At 66.1% G+C, this 19,627-nt stretch carries 23 protein-coding genes; 13 read left to right on the top strand and 10 right to left on the bottom strand.

Annotation, left to right across the window (positions count from 1 at the left end; translation table 11 throughout):
- Nucleotides 1-72 precede the first annotated feature (72 nt).
- On the top strand, nucleotides 73-1,239 hold the full coding sequence (locus ACLB6G_RS08750; RefSeq protein ID WP_410355755.1) for a YbfB/YjiJ family MFS transporter: 1,167 nt from the start codon (nucleotides 73-75) through the stop codon (nucleotides 1,237-1,239).
- Between the two features lie 13 nt (nucleotides 1,240-1,252).
- Here ACLB6G_RS08750 and ACLB6G_RS08745 read toward each other — a convergent pair whose 3' ends face one another.
- Nucleotides 1,253-2,242, bottom strand: coding sequence for a polysaccharide deacetylase family protein (locus ACLB6G_RS08745; protein WP_410355754.1), 990 nt, complete (start codon nucleotides 2,240-2,242; stop codon nucleotides 1,253-1,255).
- 103 nt (nucleotides 2,243-2,345) lie between these two features.
- Nucleotides 2,346-2,681, bottom strand: coding sequence for a TraR/DksA family transcriptional regulator (locus ACLB6G_RS08740; protein ID WP_410355753.1), 336 nt, complete (start codon nucleotides 2,679-2,681; stop codon nucleotides 2,346-2,348).
- 85 nt (nucleotides 2,682-2,766) lie between these two features.
- On the opposite strand from ACLB6G_RS08740, the gene ACLB6G_RS08735 reads away from it, so the two are divergent.
- The 9 genes from ACLB6G_RS08735 (at nucleotide 2,767) to ACLB6G_RS08695 (ending at nucleotide 9,938) form a co-directional block, all read left to right on the top strand.
- On the top strand, nucleotides 2,767-3,342 hold the full coding sequence (locus ACLB6G_RS08735) for an NnrU family protein (protein ID WP_410355752.1): 576 nt from the start codon (nucleotides 2,767-2,769) through the stop codon (nucleotides 3,340-3,342).
- A gap of 136 nt (nucleotides 3,343-3,478) precedes the next feature.
- Nucleotides 3,479-4,144 carry a tetratricopeptide repeat protein gene (locus tag ACLB6G_RS08730; RefSeq protein WP_410355751.1) on the top strand — a complete coding sequence of 222 codons (666 nt, stop codon included), beginning with the start codon at nucleotides 3,479-3,481 and terminating at the stop codon, nucleotides 4,142-4,144.
- Nucleotides 4,145-4,161: 17 nt separating this feature from the next.
- A complete protein-coding gene (der, locus tag ACLB6G_RS08725; protein ID WP_410355750.1) occupies nucleotides 4,162-5,604 on the top strand; it encodes a ribosome biogenesis GTPase Der in 1,443 nt (480 codons plus the stop codon).
- A gap of 166 nt (nucleotides 5,605-5,770) precedes the next feature.
- Complete coding sequence (locus ACLB6G_RS08720) at nucleotides 5,771-6,952, top strand: cell wall hydrolase (protein ID WP_410355749.1); 1,182 nt, start codon at nucleotides 5,771-5,773, stop codon at nucleotides 6,950-6,952.
- 270 nt (nucleotides 6,953-7,222) lie between these two features.
- A complete protein-coding gene (locus ACLB6G_RS08715; protein ID WP_410355748.1) occupies nucleotides 7,223-7,615 on the top strand; it encodes an AtpZ/AtpI family protein in 393 nt (130 codons plus the stop codon).
- Nucleotides 7,616-7,699: 84 nt separating this feature from the next.
- Nucleotides 7,700-8,461 (top strand): F0F1 ATP synthase subunit A, encoded by a 762-nt coding sequence (locus ACLB6G_RS08710; RefSeq protein ID WP_410355747.1) that lies wholly within the window; start codon nucleotides 7,700-7,702, stop codon nucleotides 8,459-8,461.
- A 75-nt stretch (nucleotides 8,462-8,536) separates the two neighbouring features.
- Nucleotides 8,537-8,761 (top strand): F0F1 ATP synthase subunit C, encoded by a 225-nt coding sequence (locus ACLB6G_RS08705; protein ID WP_099306389.1) that lies wholly within the window; start codon nucleotides 8,537-8,539, stop codon nucleotides 8,759-8,761.
- An 82-nt stretch (nucleotides 8,762-8,843) separates the two neighbouring features.
- Complete coding sequence (locus ACLB6G_RS08700; RefSeq protein ID WP_410355746.1) at nucleotides 8,844-9,434, top strand: F0F1 ATP synthase subunit B; 591 nt, start codon at nucleotides 8,844-8,846, stop codon at nucleotides 9,432-9,434.
- A gap of 12 nt (nucleotides 9,435-9,446) precedes the next feature.
- Nucleotides 9,447-9,938: a F0F1 ATP synthase subunit B gene (locus tag ACLB6G_RS08695; RefSeq protein WP_410355745.1), complete on the top strand. Its 492-nt coding sequence runs from the start codon at nucleotides 9,447-9,449 to the stop codon at nucleotides 9,936-9,938.
- Nucleotides 9,939-10,103: 165 nt separating this feature from the next.
- On the opposite strand, the gene ACLB6G_RS08690 is transcribed toward ACLB6G_RS08695, so the two are convergent.
- Complete coding sequence (locus tag ACLB6G_RS08690; protein WP_410355744.1) at nucleotides 10,104-10,760, bottom strand: ribonuclease HII; 657 nt, start codon at nucleotides 10,758-10,760, stop codon at nucleotides 10,104-10,106.
- Nucleotides 10,761-10,908: 148 nt separating this feature from the next.
- Entirely contained in the window at nucleotides 10,909-12,063 is a 1,155-nt protein-coding gene (locus ACLB6G_RS08685) for a PA0069 family radical SAM protein (RefSeq protein WP_410355743.1), read from the bottom strand.
- A 204-nt stretch (nucleotides 12,064-12,267) separates the two neighbouring features.
- Here ACLB6G_RS08685 and ACLB6G_RS08680 point away from each other — a divergent pair, with 204 nt between their 5' ends.
- Nucleotides 12,268-12,810 carry a glycosyl transferase family 2 gene (locus tag ACLB6G_RS08680; RefSeq protein ID WP_410355742.1) on the top strand — a complete coding sequence of 181 codons (543 nt, stop codon included), beginning with the start codon at nucleotides 12,268-12,270 and terminating at the stop codon, nucleotides 12,808-12,810.
- 10 nt (nucleotides 12,811-12,820) lie between these two features.
- Here ACLB6G_RS08680 and moaB read toward each other — a convergent pair whose 3' ends face one another.
- The 6 genes from moaB to ACLB6G_RS08650 form a co-directional block, all read right to left on the bottom strand.
- A complete protein-coding gene (gene moaB / locus ACLB6G_RS08675; protein ID WP_410355741.1) occupies nucleotides 12,821-13,381 on the bottom strand; it encodes a molybdenum cofactor biosynthesis protein B in 561 nt (186 codons plus the stop codon).
- On the bottom strand, nucleotides 13,368-14,270 hold the full coding sequence (locus ACLB6G_RS08670; protein WP_410355740.1) for a 4-(cytidine 5'-diphospho)-2-C-methyl-D-erythritol kinase: 903 nt from the start codon (nucleotides 14,268-14,270) through the stop codon (nucleotides 13,368-13,370). The genes moaB and ACLB6G_RS08670 overlap by 14 nt, the downstream gene beginning before the upstream one ends.
- A gap of 6 nt (nucleotides 14,271-14,276) precedes the next feature.
- The gene (locus ACLB6G_RS08665) at nucleotides 14,277-14,462 is read right to left on the bottom strand and encodes a hypothetical protein (RefSeq protein ID WP_410355739.1); all 186 of its coding nucleotides are present in this window, start codon (nucleotides 14,460-14,462) and stop codon (nucleotides 14,277-14,279) included.
- A gap of 76 nt (nucleotides 14,463-14,538) precedes the next feature.
- A complete protein-coding gene (locus tag ACLB6G_RS08660) occupies nucleotides 14,539-15,390 on the bottom strand; it encodes a S49 family peptidase (protein ID WP_410355738.1) in 852 nt (283 codons plus the stop codon).
- A gap of 74 nt (nucleotides 15,391-15,464) precedes the next feature.
- Nucleotides 15,465-16,274, bottom strand: a complete 810-nt coding sequence (locus ACLB6G_RS08655; protein WP_410355737.1) for a methyltransferase — start codon at nucleotides 16,272-16,274, stop codon at nucleotides 15,465-15,467.
- Nucleotides 16,240-16,464: a putative signal transducing protein gene (locus ACLB6G_RS08650; RefSeq protein WP_410355736.1), complete on the bottom strand. Its 225-nt coding sequence runs from the start codon at nucleotides 16,462-16,464 to the stop codon at nucleotides 16,240-16,242. The genes ACLB6G_RS08655 and ACLB6G_RS08650 overlap by 35 nt, the downstream gene beginning before the upstream one ends.
- A 239-nt stretch (nucleotides 16,465-16,703) precedes the next feature.
- Between ACLB6G_RS08650 and ACLB6G_RS08645 the strand changes: the two genes are divergently transcribed.
- The gene (locus ACLB6G_RS08645) at nucleotides 16,704-17,660 is read left to right on the top strand and encodes a polyprenyl synthetase family protein (protein WP_410355918.1); all 957 of its coding nucleotides are present in this window, start codon (nucleotides 16,704-16,706) and stop codon (nucleotides 17,658-17,660) included.
- A gap of 150 nt (nucleotides 17,661-17,810) precedes the next feature.
- Nucleotides 17,811-19,586 (top strand): tetratricopeptide repeat protein, encoded by a 1,776-nt coding sequence (locus ACLB6G_RS08640; protein ID WP_410355735.1) that lies wholly within the window; start codon nucleotides 17,811-17,813, stop codon nucleotides 19,584-19,586.
- The last annotated feature ends 41 nt before the right edge of the window (nucleotides 19,587-19,627 follow it).

Here is a 19,627-nt window from a genome sequence, read left to right as displayed (position 1 = left end):
AATGCCGCGTTGAAGCGACGCGTCAAAAAGGTGCAATTGTCCGGACGCCCGCCGACCTGCTAAGGGGCTGGCATGACCGCGACACTCTCCACCGGCCGTCGTCCGGATATCCTCTATGGCATTGGCGGGATGGCCGGCATGGCCGCCGGCATGGGCATGTCGCGGTTCGTCTATACGCCGATCCTGCCCTCGATGATGGATTCGCTGGGCCTGTCCGCCTCCGACGCGGGCCTGATCGCTTCGGCGAACTATCTCGGCTATCTGGCTGGCGCGCTCATGGCGGCGGTCGGCAGCCGCCGGGGCGGCGAACGCGCCATCGCGCTCACCTCGCTCGTCGCTTCGGCCGTGCTGTGCGCCGCCATGGCCTTTTCCGGCAGCCTCGTCGCCTTCCTGGCCGTCCGGTTCCTTGCCGGTGTCGCCAGCGCCTATACCATGGTCTTCCTGTCCGCCATCGTGCTGGGAAAGGCCGCCAGCGCCGGCCGGCCAGGCATCCAGGCGCTCCATTTCGCAGGGGTGGGCATTGGCATCGGCCTGTCCGGCCTCATCACCGGCGCGGTTTTCCTGGCTGGACTCGGCTGGCGCGAAAGCTGGCTGGCCGCCGGGATCGTCTCGGCGGTGCTCGCCGCAGCCGCATTGCTGATCGAGCGCGCCCCGAAGGCCGCGCCGCGCCCGGCGCCCGAACCCCGTTTCAAATGGACCACGCCGTTCGCGCGCATCATCGTGGCCTACGGCCTGTTCGGCGGGGGCTACATCGTCACCGCCACCTTCCTCGTCGCCATCGTTCGCCAGAGCGAAGGCGGGCCGCTGTTCGAATCGGCGGTCTGGCTTGCGACCGGCATCGCGGCAGCCCCGGCTGTCTGGGCCTGGGGCTATGTCCAGCGCCGGCTTGGCCTGACCGCGACATTTGCGGTCGGATGCGTCGTCGAGGCCATCGGCGTCGGCGCCTCGGTTTCCCTTGGCGGCCATGCCGGGCCGCTGATTGGCGGCATCCTGCTGGGCGGCACCTTCGTTGCGATCACGGCATTCGGACTTCAGGCCGGACGGGCGCTCGCCGGCGATGCGCCGCGCCGTGCCTTCGCCTACATGACGGTCGCCTTCGGCACCGGCCAGATCATCGGCCCGCTGCTGGCCGGCTACGCCGCCGACTGGACCGGCAGTTTCACGGTTCCGTCGCTCGGTGCTTCCGCCGTGCTGCTGCTGGCTGCCGCCGCGGCGTTGAGCGCGGGGAAGATCCGGTAGAAAACAGAGCGGGTCAGTAGCGCAATTCCGCGATGGCCGAATCGGCATTGCGCATCGCCACATGCGCGCCGATCGGCCGGCAGGTCACGTCGGCCTTGCCGCAGACTTCGCGGGCGAAACGTTCCAGCGCCCGCCAATAGGCGCCGTCATTCATCAGCGTGAAATGGAAGCCGGCCTGGACGGGCTTGCGGCTCGCCCCGTGCGCGCGGTCGAACTGCCCCATCATCGCCCGGTAGGCCCGCTCCTCGTAGGCCTGCGCATTGGCGGCGTCTTCCTTGGCGCCGGAATGGCGGGCAAACCAGTTGTAGTCCATGGCGATGATGCGCCTGGCCCTCGGTCCCTCCGGAATCATCGGCAGCGGCAGGCGCCACAGGCCGTCTTTTTCCACCGCCGGTTCGGGGTCCCGGCCAACGGTCGAGGCGTCATAGCGAAAGCCCCGGGCCTTCAATGCCGTGAACAGGGCCGCGTTCGTCGACAGGTAGGGTGCGCGAAAACCCGAGACGGCGGCCGCCATGCCGGACCACCCTTCCGGCGCCGGACCGAAGCCGTTGATCGTCCAGGCATCGCGCAGGATGCGGGCGAAATTGTCGAATTCCTGCTCCCAGTCGGACTGCGTCCAGGCCTTCCCGTCAAAATGGCCGCAGCCATGGCTGGCGATCTCGTGGCCCTCGCGCCAGGCCGTGAGGATATGGGTCAGGCGCGTGTGCACCTCCTGCGCCGTCTGCCCGAAACCCACATTCGAGGCCGCGTGCCCGCGACGCGGTGCGCTGTAGGCTGCCTTGGTATCCGGTGTCAGCAGGAAGGTGCAGGACAGGAAAAACGTGAAGCGTGCCCCGGTCTGGCGTCCCAGCGCCAGCGCGCGGTCCCATTGCGCATTGTCATGCGCCCCGTCGAAGGAAATCAGCACCTCCTGCAGTTTCGGCCCTTGGCTCGCGCCCGATGCGCTGCCGGTTGCGAGAGCGAGAAGGGAGAGGGCGGACAGAAGGAGAGAGATGGGACGCATGAACGGGGTAACGAAGGACAATGGGAAAGGGTTGCGGACGAATCGGTGAACCGTATCTGTCGCCGCCAAATATGGCGTCCATGCGGTCGTGTGCCGTCGGGCGTCAGCGGCCTGCGCAACGGACGCATTTCTCCGCCATGGGATCGATGGCCAGGCGGCCGTCCGGGATCTCCTCGCCGCATTCGGTGCACCAGCCATAGTCGCCCTCGCGCAGCCGCCGTTCGGCCAGTTCGATGCGCGTCAGTTCGCGCTGGCGGGAACGCTCCGCGGCCTGCGCAATGGCCTGTTGCTGCATCGCGTCCATCCGGCTCAGGCGCCCGACCGATTGCTGGTCGAGTTCCACGGGCCGGCGGGCCTCCGATGCCAGCAAGGATTGCGCTTCGAGTTCCGCCCTTTTGCCATCGAGGCGCGTCCGGGCTTTTTCCGTGTCGATGGTCATGGAAGTCAGGCTATGACTGCATTAAGTATCCGGCAAGTGGGCACCGGCCGCTGCGGCGGGTGGAACATGCGTGAAGGGGCCTTCCATGCTTTATCTCGTTCTGGGACTTGTCCTGTTTCTCGGCGTGCATTCGGTGCGCATCGTCGCGCCTGCCTGGGCAGAGGCGAAGAAAGCCTCCATGGGCGAGGGGCCGTGGAAAGGGGTTTATTCCATCGTCTCCGTCATCGGCTTCGTGCTGATCGTCTGGGGATATGGCGAGGCCCGCTGGTCCGCGCCCGTCCTGTGGTCCCCACCCTTCTGGCTGGGCCATGTCACGGCGCTGCTCATGGTGTTCGCCATGATCGCGCTGGCCGCCTACATGCTCCCCGCCGGGCGTATCAAGGCAGCGTTGAAGCATCCCATGCTGGTGGCCGTGAAGATCTGGGCGCTTGGCCATCTCCTGATCAACGGGGATCTGGCCTCCATCCTGCTCTTCGGCGGCTTCCTCGTCTGGGCGGTGTTCGATCGCATCTCCGTCAAGCGCCGCGGCGTGGCCGTGCCCGCCGCCGGGCCTGTCCAGTGGGATATCGCCACCGTCTTGCTCGGCCTGGCGATTTACGCATTGTTCGTCTGGAAACTGCATCTCTGGCTGTTCGGCGTGCTGCCCCTGACCACCCCATGAGCCGATTGCGCCTTAAAAAGGCCATTCGCCCCCTTACATGGGCTTCAAAATCCGCTAGAACGCGGCAGCTTTTCCCGCGTGGGCGCCAGGCAGAGGCCGGGCAGCCCGCCGCTTGTCAGCAGGTGTGATACCGGCCATGTCAGACGACAGTTTCATTCGCGAGGTCAACGAGGAACTTCGCCAGGACCAGCTCAAGGCGATCTGGACCCGCTTCGGAGGCATCCTGATTGCGGCCGTGGTCGTCATCGTCGCCGCCACGGCGGCATGGCGTGGCTATGGCTGGTATACCGAAAGCCAAGCCAATGCCTCCGGCGACCGTTTCCTGGCGGCCCTGAACCTGGCAGCGCAGGGAAACACCGGGGAGGCGATGGCCGCGCTGGAGACGCTCCAGGCCGACGGTTACGGTTCCTATCCGCTTCTGGCCCGCATGCGCGCCGCCACGCTCATGGCCCAGGACGGAAAAACGGACGAAGCCGTCGCGGCCTTCGACGCCGTTGCGGCTGACGGCTCCGTGCCGCAATCGATCCGTGACATGGCGCGCCTGCGTGCCGCATTCCTGCTCGTCGACCACGGCTCCTACGCCGATGTCGCCCAGCGTGCAGAGCCCCTGTCCGCGGACAGCAACGAATTGCGCCATTCCGCCCGCGAGGCCCTTGGCCTGGCCGCTTGGAAGGCCGGCGACGCGGCCGACGCGCTCAAGCTTTTCGAACAGATTGCCGCCGACCAGCAGGCGCCCGCCGGCCTGCGCCAGCGCGCCCAGGTCATGTCCGAACTCATCGCCGGTTCCGGCGAGGCATCCTGAGAGCGTCAAACGCCGCCATGGGTTTCACCGTCGCCATCATCGGCCGTCCCAATGTCGGCAAGTCCACGCTCTTCAACCGGCTGGCCGGGCAGAAACTGGCGCTCGTCGACGACACGCCGGGCGTAACCCGCGACCGGCGCATCCATGCCGCACGGCTCTTTGACCTGAAGTTCGACGTGATCGACACGGCGGGACTTGAAGAGGCGGGGCCGGCGACGCTGGAAGGGCGAATGCGCGCCCAGACCGAGACGGCGATGGACGAGGCCGACCTGATCCTGTTCGTCGTCGACGCCAAGTCCGGCGTCATGCCCGCAGACCGCACATTCGCCGATCTGGCGCGCCGTTCCGGCAAGCCGACTGTCCTCGTCGCCAACAAGGCCGAGGCACGCGACGCGCTGGGCGGCATGCTGGAGGCCTGGGAACTGGGTCTCGGCGAGCCGTGCCCCATCTCCGCCGAGCACGGACAGGGCCTGCCCGACCTGCGCGAGGCCATGATCGAGGCCATTGGCGAGGAGCGTGCATTCGCCGCCGACCCGGTGGAGACCGTGCTGGAGACCGCGCCGCCGCGCGATGGGCTGATCGGCGACGACATCGAGGACCCGGATGCCGAGGACGTGCCGGGTTATGACGAGACGAAACCGCTGAAGATCGCCGTCGTCGGCCGTCCCAATGCCGGCAAGTCCACGCTGATCAATGCCCTCGTCGGCGAGGAACGCCTGCTGACCGGGCCGGAAGCCGGCATCACCCGCGATTCCATCTCCGTCGACTGGGAATGGCAAGGCCGCCGCATCCGCCTGTTCGACACGGCCGGTATGCGCCGCAAGTCGCGCGTCCAGGAGAAGCTGGAAAAGCTGTCGGTGGCCGACGGCCTGCGCGCCGTCCGTTTCGCCGAGGTGGTCGTGATCGTGCTCGACGTGACCATCCCCTTCGAGAAGCAGGACCTGCAGATCGCCGACCTCATCATTCGCGAGGGCAGGGCGCCTGTCATCGCTTTCAACAAGTGGGACCTGGTGGAAAACAAGCAGGAACTGCTGGCAGAATTGCGCGAGAAGACCGAACGCCTGCTGCCGCAGGTGCGCGGCATCCGCGCCGTCACGATCTCGGCGGAATCCGGCAAGGGCCTGGACAAGCTGATGGAAGCGATCGCGCTCACCCACCGGGTCTGGAACACGCGCATTTCCACCGGCCGTCTCAACCGCTGGCTGGAAGGCGTGCTGACCCGCCATCCGCCTCCGGCGGTGGCCGGGCGCCGGCTGAAGATCAAGTACATCACCCAGGTGAAGACGCGGCCTCCGGGTTTCGTGGTTTCCTGTTCCAGGCCGGACGCCATGCCCGCTTCCTACGTGCGTTACCTGACCAATGCGTTGCGCGAGAGCTTCGCCATGCCCGGCGTGCCGATCCGTCTTGCGTTGCGCGCGCCCGACAACCCCTTCGCACCCAAGGCCAAGAAGCGGAAATAGCCGTTCCGGGTATCCTGCTTTCCATCCTTTGCGGACAAGGCCTGCGCAGGGTCTTGCGCCGGCCCTCGCCTTTTTCTTGACATGACAAGGCGCATTAACGGGCTGTCAAGGTTAATCCTTCATTGTGGCGTTCAGTCGAGTTTGTACGCGTTTCCGGAGTCCCGTCTTGCGCCGTCCCCGTTCGAAGCACGCCAGCCTTTCGCGCTCCCGCCAGTCACTCCTCACACCGTTTGTTCTGGGCCTTGCCGCCTGGGTCGCCTTTCCCGCCACCGCCGCACGTCAGGATGTGACAGCCTTCGTGTCGGGCCTGGAAGGCGGTAGGACCCAATGGAGCGCCGTCGTGGAGAAGGCGGTCGCCGGCTCCACACACGCCGCGGAACTGCCCTTCTCCGCCGACGGCCTGATGACCGGCTCCATTTCGGGGGCGGGACTGAATGCCCGGGGCATTGGCGAGGTGGCCTTCCGCGGCAAGGGCGGCCACGCGCCGGCGACGCCGGACGAGGCCCGCATCAACCGCACCGAGAAGCAGGGCAGGCTCGTCCAGGTCGTGCCCGTCGCGCCGCCAAGGGCCTTCAACGCCGGGACGGTCAACGACCGCACCTCCTCGCTCCTGCGGCCGGCCATCGACACCGGCGTGCGGATGGCGTTTGCCCATCCCGAGATTGCCGGCAAGGAACTGCGCCTGGCGTCCACCTTCTTCCCGAAGAAGGAGAAGAAGGCCGCCCCCGACCTGCCGGTGATGATTGCCGCGCTCGTCAACAACGACACGCCCGATGTTCTGGCAACCGCCTATGCCCCCGCCAAGCCGGACTATGCGCGCCAGTCGCCCTTCGCCAGTCTTCTCAAGGAGGAGAAGAAGGAGGCCGGCCGGTTCGTGCCGCCCGTGCCGAGCAACGATCACAACTGGGCCGCCCGCCCGCTTCCCGCCCACGTCTTCACCGACCGCGAGCAGCAATGCCTCGCCGCCGGCATCTATTTCGAGGCGCGCGGCGAACCGGTGAAGGGCCAGGCCGCGGTCGCGCAGGTGATTCTCAACCGCGTCCGCAATCCCCAGTATCCGAACACGATCTGCGGCGTGGTCTACCAGAACGAAAGCTGGCGCAACCGCTGCCAGTTCTCCTTTGCCTGCGATGGCATTCGCGACCGGATCGCCAGCCCCGCCCACTGGCAGACGGCCAAGGAAGTGGGCATGGCGGTAACGGCCGGGCGCATCTGGCTGGACGGGGTCGGGTCCTCGACCCACTACCACGCCACCTATGTCAATCCGCGCTGGGCCCATACCATGAAGCGCATGAAGAAGATCGGCAGGCACATCTTCTACCGCACCTATGGTGGCGGCTGGAGCTGAAGCGGCTGATCCGGTCATGGAACAGGGCGCGGCACGACCGCGCCCTTTCCACTTTTTGGCCCCCGTTTCGGGGATTCGCCCGCCTGGCCCTACAACTTCCGTGCTAAATCCGGCAGAGCGAATTCCCAAGCAATTGTTTTTGTTGAAAAAAGCAGTTCGTTTTGCACTGCGCAAGGCGTCTTGACTGGCAGGGGTCCCGTCACTATGGTGCGCCCGACTTTGGAGCGGGCGGCCAGATGTGGCCGGACCTGACGGGAGCGCGCAGCAGCCATGGTGCAGGATCACGGCGAAAGCGGACGCACACCGCAGGAAGACGGCAGCAGGACTGCCCGCGATGAAGGCCTGGACCACCGCCTGCGGACGCTGGAGGAGAAACTCTCCACGCGCCGTGTTGCGGAGCAGGAAAGGGAAGCCGCCCGGGCAGGCAAGAACACCGGCTGGGGCAATGCGTTGCGGTTGTCGAGCGAGTTCATCGCTGCGGTGATCGTGGGTGCGGCGCTCGGCTGGGTGCTGGACCGGTGGGCCGGAACGTCGCCCTGGGGGCTGATCGTCTTCCTGCTGCTCGGTTTCGCGGCCGGCGTCGTGAACGTCATGCGGACGACGGGCCAGATGGCCGAGTTCGGCCAGCAGGGCGGTTCCGGGCGCGACGGACCCGGCAAATGAAGGTTTCGGCGCTTCGGCAACGGGCGCGGGTTATGGTTGAAACGGGTGCGGGGAACCGCGCCGGCGATAACGGGGTTACGAGACGTGGCTGATCCGAACAAGGTCGATCCGATCCACCAGTTCCATATCAACAAGCTGATCGATCTCCAGATTGGCGGCCTTGATTTCTCCTTCACCAATTCGTCGTTGTTCATGGTGGTGACCGTGGTGCTTGCCGGCGCCTTCCTGGTGCTGACGACCTCCAGCCGCGGGCTGGTTCCTGGCCGGATGCAGTCGGTTTCCGAGATGGCCTACGAGTTCGTCGCCAACATGCTGCGCGATGCGTCCGGCTCTCACGGGATGAAGTTCTTCCCGCTGGTCTTCTCGCTCTTCATGTTCGTGCTGGTTGCCAACCTGCTGGGCATGTTCCCCTACTTCTTCACCGTGACATCGCACATCATCGTCACCTTCGCGCTGGCCATGCTGGTGATCCTGACGGTGGTGATCTACGGCTTCATGAAGCATGGCTTCGGCTTCCTGAAACTCTTCGTTCCCTCCGGCGTTCCCGCCGTTCTCACCCCGCTGGTCGTCGCGATCGAGGTCATTTCCTTCCTCTCGCGCCCGGTCAGCCTCTCCGTCCGTCTTTTCGCCAACATGCTGGCAGGTCACATCACGCTGAAGGTGTTCGCCGGCTTCGTGGTGTCGCTCGGCGCCATGGGCGGCATCGGCATCGCCGGCGCGGTTCTGCCGCTGCTCATGGCGGTGGCGCTGACGGGCCTGGAATTCCTCGTGGCCTTCCTGCAGGCATACGTCTTTGCCGTCCTGACCTGCATGTATCTCAACGACGCCCTTCACCCGGGCCACTAGGACATCACTTAACCGGCGGGCCTGTCCCGCCAGTCAGCCAACCGCATCAATACGATCCAACAAGGAGTTCTCAAAATGGACGCGGAAGCAGCAAAGTACATCGGCGCCGGTATCGCTTGCCTCGGCATGGGCGGCGCGGGCATTGGCCTCGGCACCATCTTCGGCAACTACCTGGCGGGCGCCCTGCGCAACCCGTCGGCTGCCGACGGCCAGTTTGGCCGCCTGATCTTCGGCTTCGCCGTGACGGAAGCCCTGGGCATCTTCTCGCTGCTGATCGCCCTGCTGGCCCTGTTCGGCTGATCTGCCCGTTTCCGGGTAGTCGAGAACCTGCCGGCCGCCACGCATTCCGCCAGCGGCCGGCCCGAGTTTCAGGGAAAAGATCATGTTCGTGACCACCGCTTTCGCGGCCCCGGCGGGCGATGCCCAGAATGCCGCGGCCGGAGAAACACATACCGAGACCGGCGTTCCGAACGCCGACGGCCATTCGGGCATGTTCCCGCCTTTCGATTCCAGCACCTTCCCGTCACAGATCCTGTGGCTGGCCATTACCTTCGGCCTCTTCTACCTGTTCCTGAAGAACGCCGTGGTGCCCCGCATCGCCGGCATCCTGGAAGTCCGGCATGACCGGATCGCCCAGGATCTGGACCAGGCTGCCCGTATGAAGCAGGAGGCCGACGAGGCCATCGCGGCATACGAGCAGGAACTGGCCGATGCACGGGCCAAGGCCAACCAGATCGGCCAGGAGGCGCGCGACGCCGCCAAGGCCGAGGCCGACGCCGAGCGCAAGGAAACCGAGGCCGCGCTTGAAAAGAAGCTGGCCGACGCCGAATCGCGCATCGCGTCCATCAAGTCCGATGCGATGAAGGAAGTCGGGACGATCGCCGAGGACACGGCCATGGCGCTGGTCGAACAGCTTGTCGGCAAGGCCACGAAGTCCGAGATCGCCCAGGCGGTCAAGGCCGTCAACGGATAAGGATCACAGGTCATGGACGCTACATCCCTTGCATCCGTATGGGCTCTGGTTGCCCTCGTCATCTTCCTCGGCCTGCTGGTCTGGCTGAAGGTGCCCGCGGTCATCGCCAAGTCGCTTGATGCGCGCGCCGACAAGATCCGCAATGACCTCGACGAGGCGCGCAAGCTGCGTGAGGAAGCCCAGCAGGTGCTTGCCGAATATCAGCGCAAGCGTAAGGAAGCCGAGGAGGAGGCCGAGACCATCGTCGCGGCCGCCAAGCGGGATGCGGAGCTTCTCAAGGCCGAAGCCAAGCAGAAGGCTGAGGAATATGTCACCCGCCGGACCGCCGTGGCAGAACAGAAGATTGCCCAGGCCGAGCGCGATGCCGTCAACGAGGTGCGCGCCACGGCTGTCGATCTGGCGGTCGAGGCGGCACGCACGGTTCTCGCCGGCAAGGTCGATACCGCGACAGCGGGCGATCTCTTCAAGTCTTCGCTGGCCGAGGTCAAGAACCGGATGAACTGATCCGTTTCCGGCAGGAATTCAGAACCGGAACGCCGCGAGGGTCATCCTTCGCGGCGTTTCTCGTTTGTGCCGGGCACGCGGCCGGATGTTGCTTCGGTTGCCATGCGCCCGTGCCGGGGCCTGTCCGGACAGCAGGCGATCAGGCGACAGCCGCGTCTGGAACCGCTAGGATTTCCTCAAGGGAGCGAAGCTGAACCGGTGCAGCCGCATCACGCCGCCATGGATCGCGATCGCTTCACGGTGGCGCCTGGTGGCATAGCCGGCATGCATCGACAGTCCGTAGGCGGGATGAGCCGGGCAGGTCCGCGCCATCATGCGGTCACGGGTGACCTTGGCGAGGATCGATGCCGCGGCAATCGACATGGAGCGCTGGTCGCCCTTGATCAGGGCCCGGCCGGGGCAGGGCATGTCGGGCGGCACGTCACGGCCGTCGACGAGCGCGTGACGGGGTGCCACGGACAAGGCATGCGCCGCGCGGCTCATCGCTTCCAGGCTCGCCACGCGTATGTCGGTCCTGTCGATGCTCTCGGCGCAAACCGAGACAATGGCAGTGGCGACCGCTTTTTCGAGGATGACGCCGAAAAGGCGGTCACGGTCGTCCGCCCCGAGGCGTTTCGAATCGTCGAGCCGTTCGGGAAGATCGTGCGGATCGAGGATGACTGCCGCCGCCACGACCGGGCCGGCGAGCGGGCCGCGGCCGGCTTCATCCAGTCCGGCGACAGGGAACTGGCCGTCCCGCATGAGCGCCGCTTCGAAGCTGAAGTCCGGCGCGGGTGGAACCAGGTCGAAAAGAAGCGGGGAATCGGACGGGGTGCGAGCCATGAGCGGCATGCTTGCACCGCGCACCGATTCCCCGCAAGGCCTTAGCCGGGAATGTTGCGGCGAACCCGGCAAGGCAGCCGCCGGACGGGGACAGGGGATTGACCGGCGGAAATCGGAATTGGGTGTGCGGCGGTATTCCGCCGCGATGTCAGAGCAGGGACAATTGCTGGCCCTCCGGCTGTGGCGGCGTGAACAGGTCGGTTCTCAGGCGGAGCTTCTGCGTGTTGAGGCCGAGCCGTCGCGCCGCGATCTCGAAGCGCCGCCCGATCTGCCAGGCATAGGGCCCGCTGCCCTTCATGCGGCGTCCCCATTCCGCGTCGTAGTCCTTTCCGCCCCGCATGGAACGGATGAGGGAAATGACGTGGCGGTAGCGGTCCGGATAATGGCGCAGCAGCCATTCCTTGAACACCGGCGCCACCTCCAGCGGCAGGCGCAGGATGATGAAACCCGCCTCAGTGGCGCCCGCGGCCGAAGCGGAATCGAGGATACGTTCCACTTCGTGGTCGTTCAGGCCCGGGATCAGCGGCGCAGCCATCACCGAGACCGGTATGCCGGCATCCGAAAGCCGCTTCATGGTTTCCAGCCGCCGGGTCGGCGATGCCGCGCGCGGCTCCATCGTCCGCGACAGGCGGTGATCGAGCGTGGTAACCGAGAGCGCCACCTTGACGAGGCCCTTGGCGGCCATGCGCTGGAGAATGTCGACGTCGCGCGCCACCAGCGCCGACTTGGTGACGATGCCGACCGGATGATTGGCCGCTTCCAGCACTTCCAGAACCTCGCGCATGATCCGCCAGGTCTTCTCGACCGGCTGGTAAGGGTCGGTATTGGTGCCGATGGCAATGGTGCGCGGCTCGTAACCCTTCCTTGCCAGTTCGCGCGCCAGCAGTTTCGGCGCATCGGGCTTGGCGAAAAGCTTCGATTCGAAGTCGAGGCCCGCCGAAAGACCCATATAGGCATGGGTCGGTCGCGCGAAACAGTAAACGCAGCCATGCTCGCATCCGCGATACGGATTGATCGAGCGGTCGAAGGAAATGTCGGGCGAATCGTTGCGCGTGATGATCGTGCGCGGCTTCTCCACCTGCGTCACCGTCTTGAACGGCGCCAGTTCCTCTTCAAGGTCCCAGCCATCGTCGAAGACATGACGGCTCAGGGCCTCGAAACGTCCCGATGGATTGATGGCCGAGGCCCGTCCGCGCCGGCGGCTTTCCTCCAGCCTGATGCCGCTGGCATTGACAAGCGCGTTGGCCATGTCCGGGCCTCCTTCGGCAAAGGCCGAGCGGTCTGCTTTTGCGATCTGTTCCATGACGATGCCTCCGGCTTCTCGCGACTCCCGTCCACGACAATATTCCTAATGCCGTAAAACGAACAAAGCAAGAACATTTATGCGGATCCCGGCCGGCCATCCGCCGGTTCCTGGCTGGCAATGGCGTGACGAAATGGGCAATTGCCTCGAAAAAGTGCTTTGAAATCCGATGATTGGAGCAATAACCCGTCTGGATTTGCATTCATGCATCGGCTAAATGTCTTTGTCATGCTGACTGTCCTGATCGAGACCCACAATGACGAGGAGCCCCTTGCGCGGACGCTCGCCGCCCTTGTTCCGGCGGCCGTCGAAGGCGTTGTCCGCGATGTGGTCGTCTGTGACCGGCATTCGGTGGATCATACCCACAAGGTCGCCGACCAGGCCGGTTGTGTCTTCGTCGCGGGCGGGGACCTTCAGGCGGCGCTGCGCCGGGCGCGCTGCGAATGGATCCTGTTCCTGGAACCGGGGGCCCGGCCGGTTGAGGGCTGGATGGATCCGGTCATCGCCCATACCGGGAAACTGGCGTCGCCGGCCCGCTTCACCCGCGTGAAGGAGGACCGGCCGGGTTTCTTCACCCGCGTCTTTACTGCCCGCCGCCCGCTTGCCGACGGGCTGGTCATGACACGGCGCCAGGCACTGGCGCTCGGCAAGTCGGCGCGGACGGCCGAAGCCATGGCGCGCGGACTGTCGGCGCGCAGGCTGTCCGGCCTGATCAGCCCCGCGCCGGTGCGCCGGGCGGCTGACTGACCCCGGCGGATCAGGCGCTCTTGGCGCCACCGCCGCGTTTCAGGTGCTCGTCCAGTCGCGGCATGATCTCCACGAAGTTGCACGGCATGTGCCGGTAGTCGAACTGCGCCTTGAGGATACCGTCCCACGCGTCCTTGCAGGCACCGGGCGATCCCGGCAGCACGAACACGAAGGTCTGGTCGATAACGCCGGCGGTCGCCCGCGACTGGATCGTGGATGTGCCGATCTTGTCGAAGGAAATGCGGTGGAAAACCTCCGAAAACCCGTCCATCCGCTTGTCGAACAGCGGTTCCAGGGCTTCCGGCGTCACGTCGCGGCCGGTGAAGCCCGTGCCGCCGGTGGTGATCACGGCGTCCACCGTGCTGCCCTGTGTCCATGCCTTCACGCGCGCACGGATGGCGTCGACGTCGTCCGTCACGATGGCCCGGTCCGCCAACTGGTGGCCGGCCTCGGCGATACGTTCCGCCAGCGTCCGCCCGGACCTGTCTTCGTCCAGTGAGCGCGTGTCGGAAACGGTCAGCACCGCGAAGCGGACGGGAATGAAGGGCCTTGTCTCGTCAATCCGGCTCATGGCTTTCTCCGTTGCTGGCAAGGGTTCCGGTCGCCACGACGAACCATGCCGGATGCGCCGTGGCTATTCGCCCGGCCGCGCGTCGCGCCTCCGCCAGGCTCGAAAACAGGGCGAAGCAGGTTGCGCCGGAACCCGACATGCGGGCAAGCAGCGGCCTTTCGGCGGCCAGTGCGGTCAGGGTTTCGCCGATGACCGGGCAGAGGCTGGCGGCCGCGTCCTGCATGTCATTGCGCGTCTGTGCCAGCCAGCCTGCGATTGCCGCGGCGCCGCCGCCACGTGGCGGCGCGGGCAGGGGCGGGTTGTCGCGCCGTGCCAGGGCCCTGAAGACCGCCGGCGTCGCCACCTGTTCGCCCGGATTGGCCAGCACCATGGCGAGGCCCGCAAAGCCGGGGAGCGGTTCGATCGCTTCGCCGATTCCGCGCGCGCGCAGCGGCACGCCATGCACGCACATCGGCAGGTCGGCGCCCAGCGGCAGTGACAGCGCGGCGAGTGCCGGCCTGTCCAGCCCGAGACCGAAAGCGGCGTTGAGCGCGCGCAGCGTGGCCGCGGCGTCGGAGGATCCCCCGCCGATCCCGGAAGAGACCGGCAGATGCTTCTCCAGATGGATCGCGACGGGCCCGAAACCGTGCGCCTTGCGCAGCAGGTCGCGCGCGCCGGTCACCAGGTTGGGCGCGTGGGGGTCGAGGCCGCCGGCCATCGGACCGGAGATCGTGAAACGGTCGTCATCCGCCGGTTCCAGCGTGATCCGGTCGCCGAAGTCGGTGAACACGGCCAGCGTGTCGAGATCGTGGTATCCGTCGGGCCTCCGGCCGGTGACGTGCAGCGCAAGGTTGACCTTCGCCGGAGCACGGACATGCCAGCGCCCGCCGGCGTCCTGGACAGGATGCAAGCGCGATCAGTCCTTCTTGATGCGGTACTCGCCGGTTTCGGGATCCTGGACGAGCGTGCCATGGGCGCGGTTCCGGAGCTCCGCTTCCTCCCGGCGCACCTTGGCAGAGACGCGTTCGGCCTCCCTGACGAAGGACCGGTAGCCGTACCAGGCGACGAGACCGACTGCGCCCAACAGGAATATCTGGGCCATCTTTTCCTCCTTCCGGCGATGGATGGGTCTTCGCCGGCTGTTCATGAGCGCCATTCTACCCCTCTTGGCGCCGCGCTCAAAGGCCCAACCTGCCCCACCACGCGCGTTCATCCGCCGCATCTGCAAGCGCATGCACCATCTCGCCACCGCGCCCGGCGTCGAAACCGAACATGCCGCGCCGTCCGAAAAGTCCGCGTGGAGGGCTGATGAGCTTGAGGCTGGTCTTTTCGCCGTAGCGATCCTTCAGGAAGGAGCGCATGTCGCCCAGCCCGTCGACAAGGCCGCGTTGCAGCGCGCCCTCGCCGGCCCAGAAGGCGCCGGTGAACAGTTCCGGGTCGTCGGCCAGCCGGTCGCCGCGCCGTGTTTTCACCAGGTCGATGAAGGTCTTGTGCACGTCCAGTTGCAGGCGTTTCAGCCGCTCGATGTCATCTGCCTTTTCCGGCTGGAAGGGATCGAGCACCGCCTTGTTCTCTCCGGCGGTGTAGACACGGCGTTCCACGCCGATCTTCTTGAGGAGTTCGGGAAATCCGAAACCGGCCGAAATGACGCCGATGGACCCGACGATGGAGGACGGGTCGGCGATGATCTCGTCGCCGGCGCAGGCGATCATGTAGCCGCCCGACGCTGCCGCATCCTCGACGAAAACGATGACCTTCTTGTCCTTTTCCTTCGCCAGGTCGCGAATGCGCCGGAAGATCAGGCGCGACTGCACCGGCGATCCGCCCGGCGAATTGACCGAGACGGCGATGGCGGGCGCATCGCGGTAGGCGAAGGCCTTCTCCAGGACGCCCGCCACGCTGGCAAGGTTGAGCGCGGGCCGGCCGAGCGATCCCCCCGAGGCGATCACGCCATGCAGGCGGATGACGGGGATGGTCTTGCCTTCCGGGCGCAGTTTCTTCGGAAGCAGGCGGGTCAGCGCATTGGCCACGTGTCTCTCCGGTCGTGTCGTGTCTGGAATGCAATGTAAGAAGGAAAGGGCAGCGCACAATGGGCCATGGCCGCTCAGTCGCCGAAAAGCGACGCCCTGCCGTTGTTGATGGCATCGGCCGGCGGCGAGAACAGGTCGCTGCCAGCCTCGTGCAGGAAGAGCGGCGGAGCGAAGGAAAGCCGCTTGCGTGAGGCCCGCACGCCGCGAATGACGATGCGGATGGCCGCGCTATCGCCGCGCGGATGGATCGGCTTGACCTCCAGGGCGCCGAAGCGCCCTTCCAGCGCGTCCAGCGCCGCGCGGATCGCCTCGGGACGGATGATCAGCGCGACGAGACCGCGCGAGCGGGTGATCGCGGCGGCGGTACGGATCCATGCCTCCAGCAGGCCGTCCTCCATCACATGCGCTTCCGCCTTCAGTCCGTCGGGCGTCTGGCGGTCATGCCCGGCATTGAAGGGCGGGTTCATCAGCGTGGCGTCGAAGCCGTTGTCGCTCAGCCCCGCTTGTGCCCGCGCGCTTCCGCGCAGCGTCACGTCCGTCTCCACCACGCAGGCGCGTTGCGCCAGCCAGGCGTTTTGCGGCAGGTCCAGCGTCTGGCGGGCAAAACTGGCCATGTCGGCGGAGCGTTCGAACAGGACGGTGCTGGCGGAACGGCAGCGCGCGATGGCAGCTAGGCCGGCCCCGCCGGCGCCCGCGCCCAGATCGGCGATCCGCCCGGCAAAAGCCGATGGCAGGGCAGCGGCCAGCATCATGGCGTCCATGCCGGCCCGGTGGCCGCGCCGCGCCGGCTGCTTCAGCCAGAAGTCGCCCCGGTGAAAGGCGTCGACGGTGAAATCGGCCGCGGAAATCTTAGCCGTCACGCGCTTCGGTTCCGATGCCCGCATCGGCCAGCAGGCGGCGTGCCTCGTCGATCCGGTCGTCCTCCACCATCAGCCGCCGGGGCAGCACGCCGAGCGAGCCTTCCATGATGCTCATGTTGCCGTCGGCCACGAAGAAGCGGATTCCGGCATCGCGCATCAGGGATTCTGCGAACGAAATGACGACGAGGTCGTTGGTGCGGATGAGTTCCTTCATGCCCGTGACTATGGCGTCCTGCCATGCCGGCGTAAAGACGCCGGCGGTTCGCCGCGCCGCTATCCCGCGACGATTTGCTTGCCGGCGCTGCCGGTCCAGCCTTGCGGCATGGTTCACAAGCGATTATCAGACGGGAAATCGTGCGGGAGACCGTCAACAGGCATGAACGGAGTATCGCCGTGGGAGTAGTGGTGTCGATTGACGAGCGCAAGAGGACGGCGGCCTCGGTCAAGCCGTTGATGGATCTGACGACTGCGGGCATGGCCCGCGTCAACGAGCTCATCCTTTCCAAGGCCGGCTCGGACGTGGAACTGATCCCGGAGATCTCGCGCCATCTGGTGGCGGCGGGCGGCAAGCGCCTTCGCCCCATGCTGACCTTGGCGGCAGCGGAGGCCTTCGGCTATGCCGGCGACGGCCACGTCAAGCTCGCCACGGCGGTCGAGTTCATGCACACCGCCACGCTTCTTCATGACGACGTGGTCGATGAGAGCAATCTGCGGCGCGGGTCGGAGACGGCGCGGGTGATCTGGGGCAACCAGGCCTCCGTCCTCGTCGGCGATTTCCTGCTCGGCCAGGCCTTCCGCATGATGGTCGATGTCGGCTCGCTGGCCGCGCTTGACGTGCTCTCGTCTGCGGCAGCAGTCATCGCTGAAGGCGAGGTCTGGCAATTGTCCGCGGCCAAGGATCTGGAAACCACCGAGGACGATTATCTCGGCGTCATCAATGCCAAGACGGCGGCGCTCTTCTCCGCAGCCGCCGAAGTCGGGCCGATCATCGCGGGCAAGGGCAAGGCCGAACGCGCGGCCCTGAGGTCCTACGGCACCAATCTCGGCCTTGCCTTCCAGCTTGTCGACGATGCGCTCGACTACGGCGGCTCGTCCGCCGACCTGGGCAAGAACGTCGGCGACGATTTCCGCGAGGGCAAGGTGACGCTGCCCGTCATCCTCGCCTATCGCCGCGGCACGCAAGCCGAGCGCGCCTTCTGGAAGCGGTCCATCGAGGCCGGGGAGAACTCCGACGCCAACCTGGAAATCGCGCTTGCGCACCTTCAGGGCCACGGCGCCATCGCGGACACCATCCAGCGTGCCCGCCATTATGGCGAAATCGCCCGCGATGCGCTGGCACCGCTGCCCGCAGGCGCCCACAAGGACGCGATGATTGAGGTGATCGACTTCTGCATCTCCCGCGTCGTCTGAGCGCGGTTGGCGGGGCGGGTGCGTCACCTGGACGTGTCACCCTGCATTGCGCCGTGACCGTAAAAAGGCCATCCTTTGATGGATTGAGTCACGCTCCGTGGCGCGCCGGGCAGGGCGCGGTCGCGAACTCGTGCAGCGGGAAGGGAAAACATGCGATTGGGTTGGAAATCCGCGGTGTCGGTCGTGTCGGTCCTTGCGGGCCTTTCATTGGCATCGACGCAGGCAATGACGAAGGAATCGGCTATCCAGCCGGAAAAGCCCGTCTTCGCAACCTCGCTTGCCGGTGCATTCCTGGCGGCCCGCACGGCCGAAGCCGACAACGACTTCGATGACGCGATCGCCTTCTACAGCCGGGCGCTGGTCTTCGATCCCGCCAATGAAGCCATGCAGCAATCGCTGTTGCTCGCCCTCGTCGCCTCCGGACGGTTCAACGATGCGCTGCCCGTTGCCGAAAAACTGAAGACCGTGGCCGAGGCCGAGCGTTATTCGCGCCTTGCCCTTGGCGTGGATGCCATCCGCTCGAAGCAGTACCGTTCGGCGACCAATTATTTCAAGCTGGCGCTGTCTTCCGATCTCGACAATCTGATCACCGGAATTCTCACGGGCTGGGCGATGGCCGGGTCAGGGGACGCCAAGGGCGCCATCGACCATGTCGTCCGGCTCGACGGCCCGCCCTGGTTCGAGGTGTTCCGCAATTTCCACGCCGCGCTGATCGCAGACATGACGGGAAATCCGTCGGCGGGCGAACGCTACCAGAAAGTGATCGACGATCGCGCTTCGGCGGGCGCCGCACCCGATACATGGCTGCGCGCCGTCGATGCTTACGCCGCCTGGGCAGCCCGCAACGGGCGCCAGCAGCAGGCGCTTGAAATCGCCGGACTGGGCCTGGAAGTCTCGTCCGGCCGGCCTTCCACCGTTGCGCTGAAACAGGCCATCGCAAATGGCACGGCCGTTCCCGCCCTTGTCCGCAATCCGCAGGAGGGTGGCGCGGAAGTCCTGCTCAATGTCGCGGCCGCCCTCAACAGGAGCGGCGGCGAGAGCTTTGTCAGGCTCTACCTGCAATATGCGCTGGCGCTCGATCCCGACAACGATCTCGCGCTGGCGACGCTGGGGTCGGTGGCCGAGAAGCTGGGCGAATCGCAGATCGCCATCGATACCTATTCGAAAGTGCCCGCCACGTCGCCGTACAGGCGTCTGGCCGAATTGCAGATGGGCCTGAACCTGGCCGACCTCGACCGTTTCGACGAGGCGGTCGACCATCTCAAGGCGGCCATTGCCAGCGACGAGACCGATACGCGTGCCTGGCTGTCGCTGGGCGGCGTCTATGCCGCGAAGGAGGATTTTGCCGCCGCCGCCAACCTGTTCGACGAGGCGGTCACCAAGATCGGCGAACCGGAAGCGGAGGACTGGACGCTCTTCTACCGGCGCGGCATCGCCTATGAGCGCACCAAGCAGTGGGACAAGGCCGAACCGAATTTCCGCAAGGCGCTGGAGCTTCATCCGGACCAGCCGCAGGTGCTGAACTATCTCGGCTATTCCTGGGTCGACATGAACCGGAACCTCGAGGAGGGTCTCGAGATGATCCGCAAGGCCGTCGATCTGCGTCCGCAGGACGGTTACATCGTCGATTCGCTGGGCTGGGCCTATTATCGCCTGGGCCGGTTCGACGAGGCGGTCGAGGAACTGGAAAAGGCGGTCCGCCTGCGTCCGGAGGACCCGACCATCAACGACCATCTGGGCGATGCCTACTGGCGTGTCGGCCGGCGCCTCGAGGCCACCTTCCAGTGGTCGCACGCGCTTTCCCTCGATCCGGACGAGGAGCTTCGTCCCAAGGTCGAGGCCAAGTTGCGCAGTGGCCTGGCCGACGAGACGAAGGAAGGCATCGCCGAACCGGCGACGGCCATGCCAGACGGCGACAAGGGCTGACGGCACGCGCCGATTGACCCTCGTCAAGGCCGTTTCGCGGA

Source organism: Zhengella sedimenti, assembly GCF_046506625.1.
In the GTDB taxonomy this organism is placed as follows: Bacteria; Pseudomonadota; Alphaproteobacteria; order Rhizobiales; family Rhizobiaceae; genus Zhengella; species Zhengella sedimenti.
This window is presented reverse-complemented; position numbering and strand designations above follow the sequence as displayed.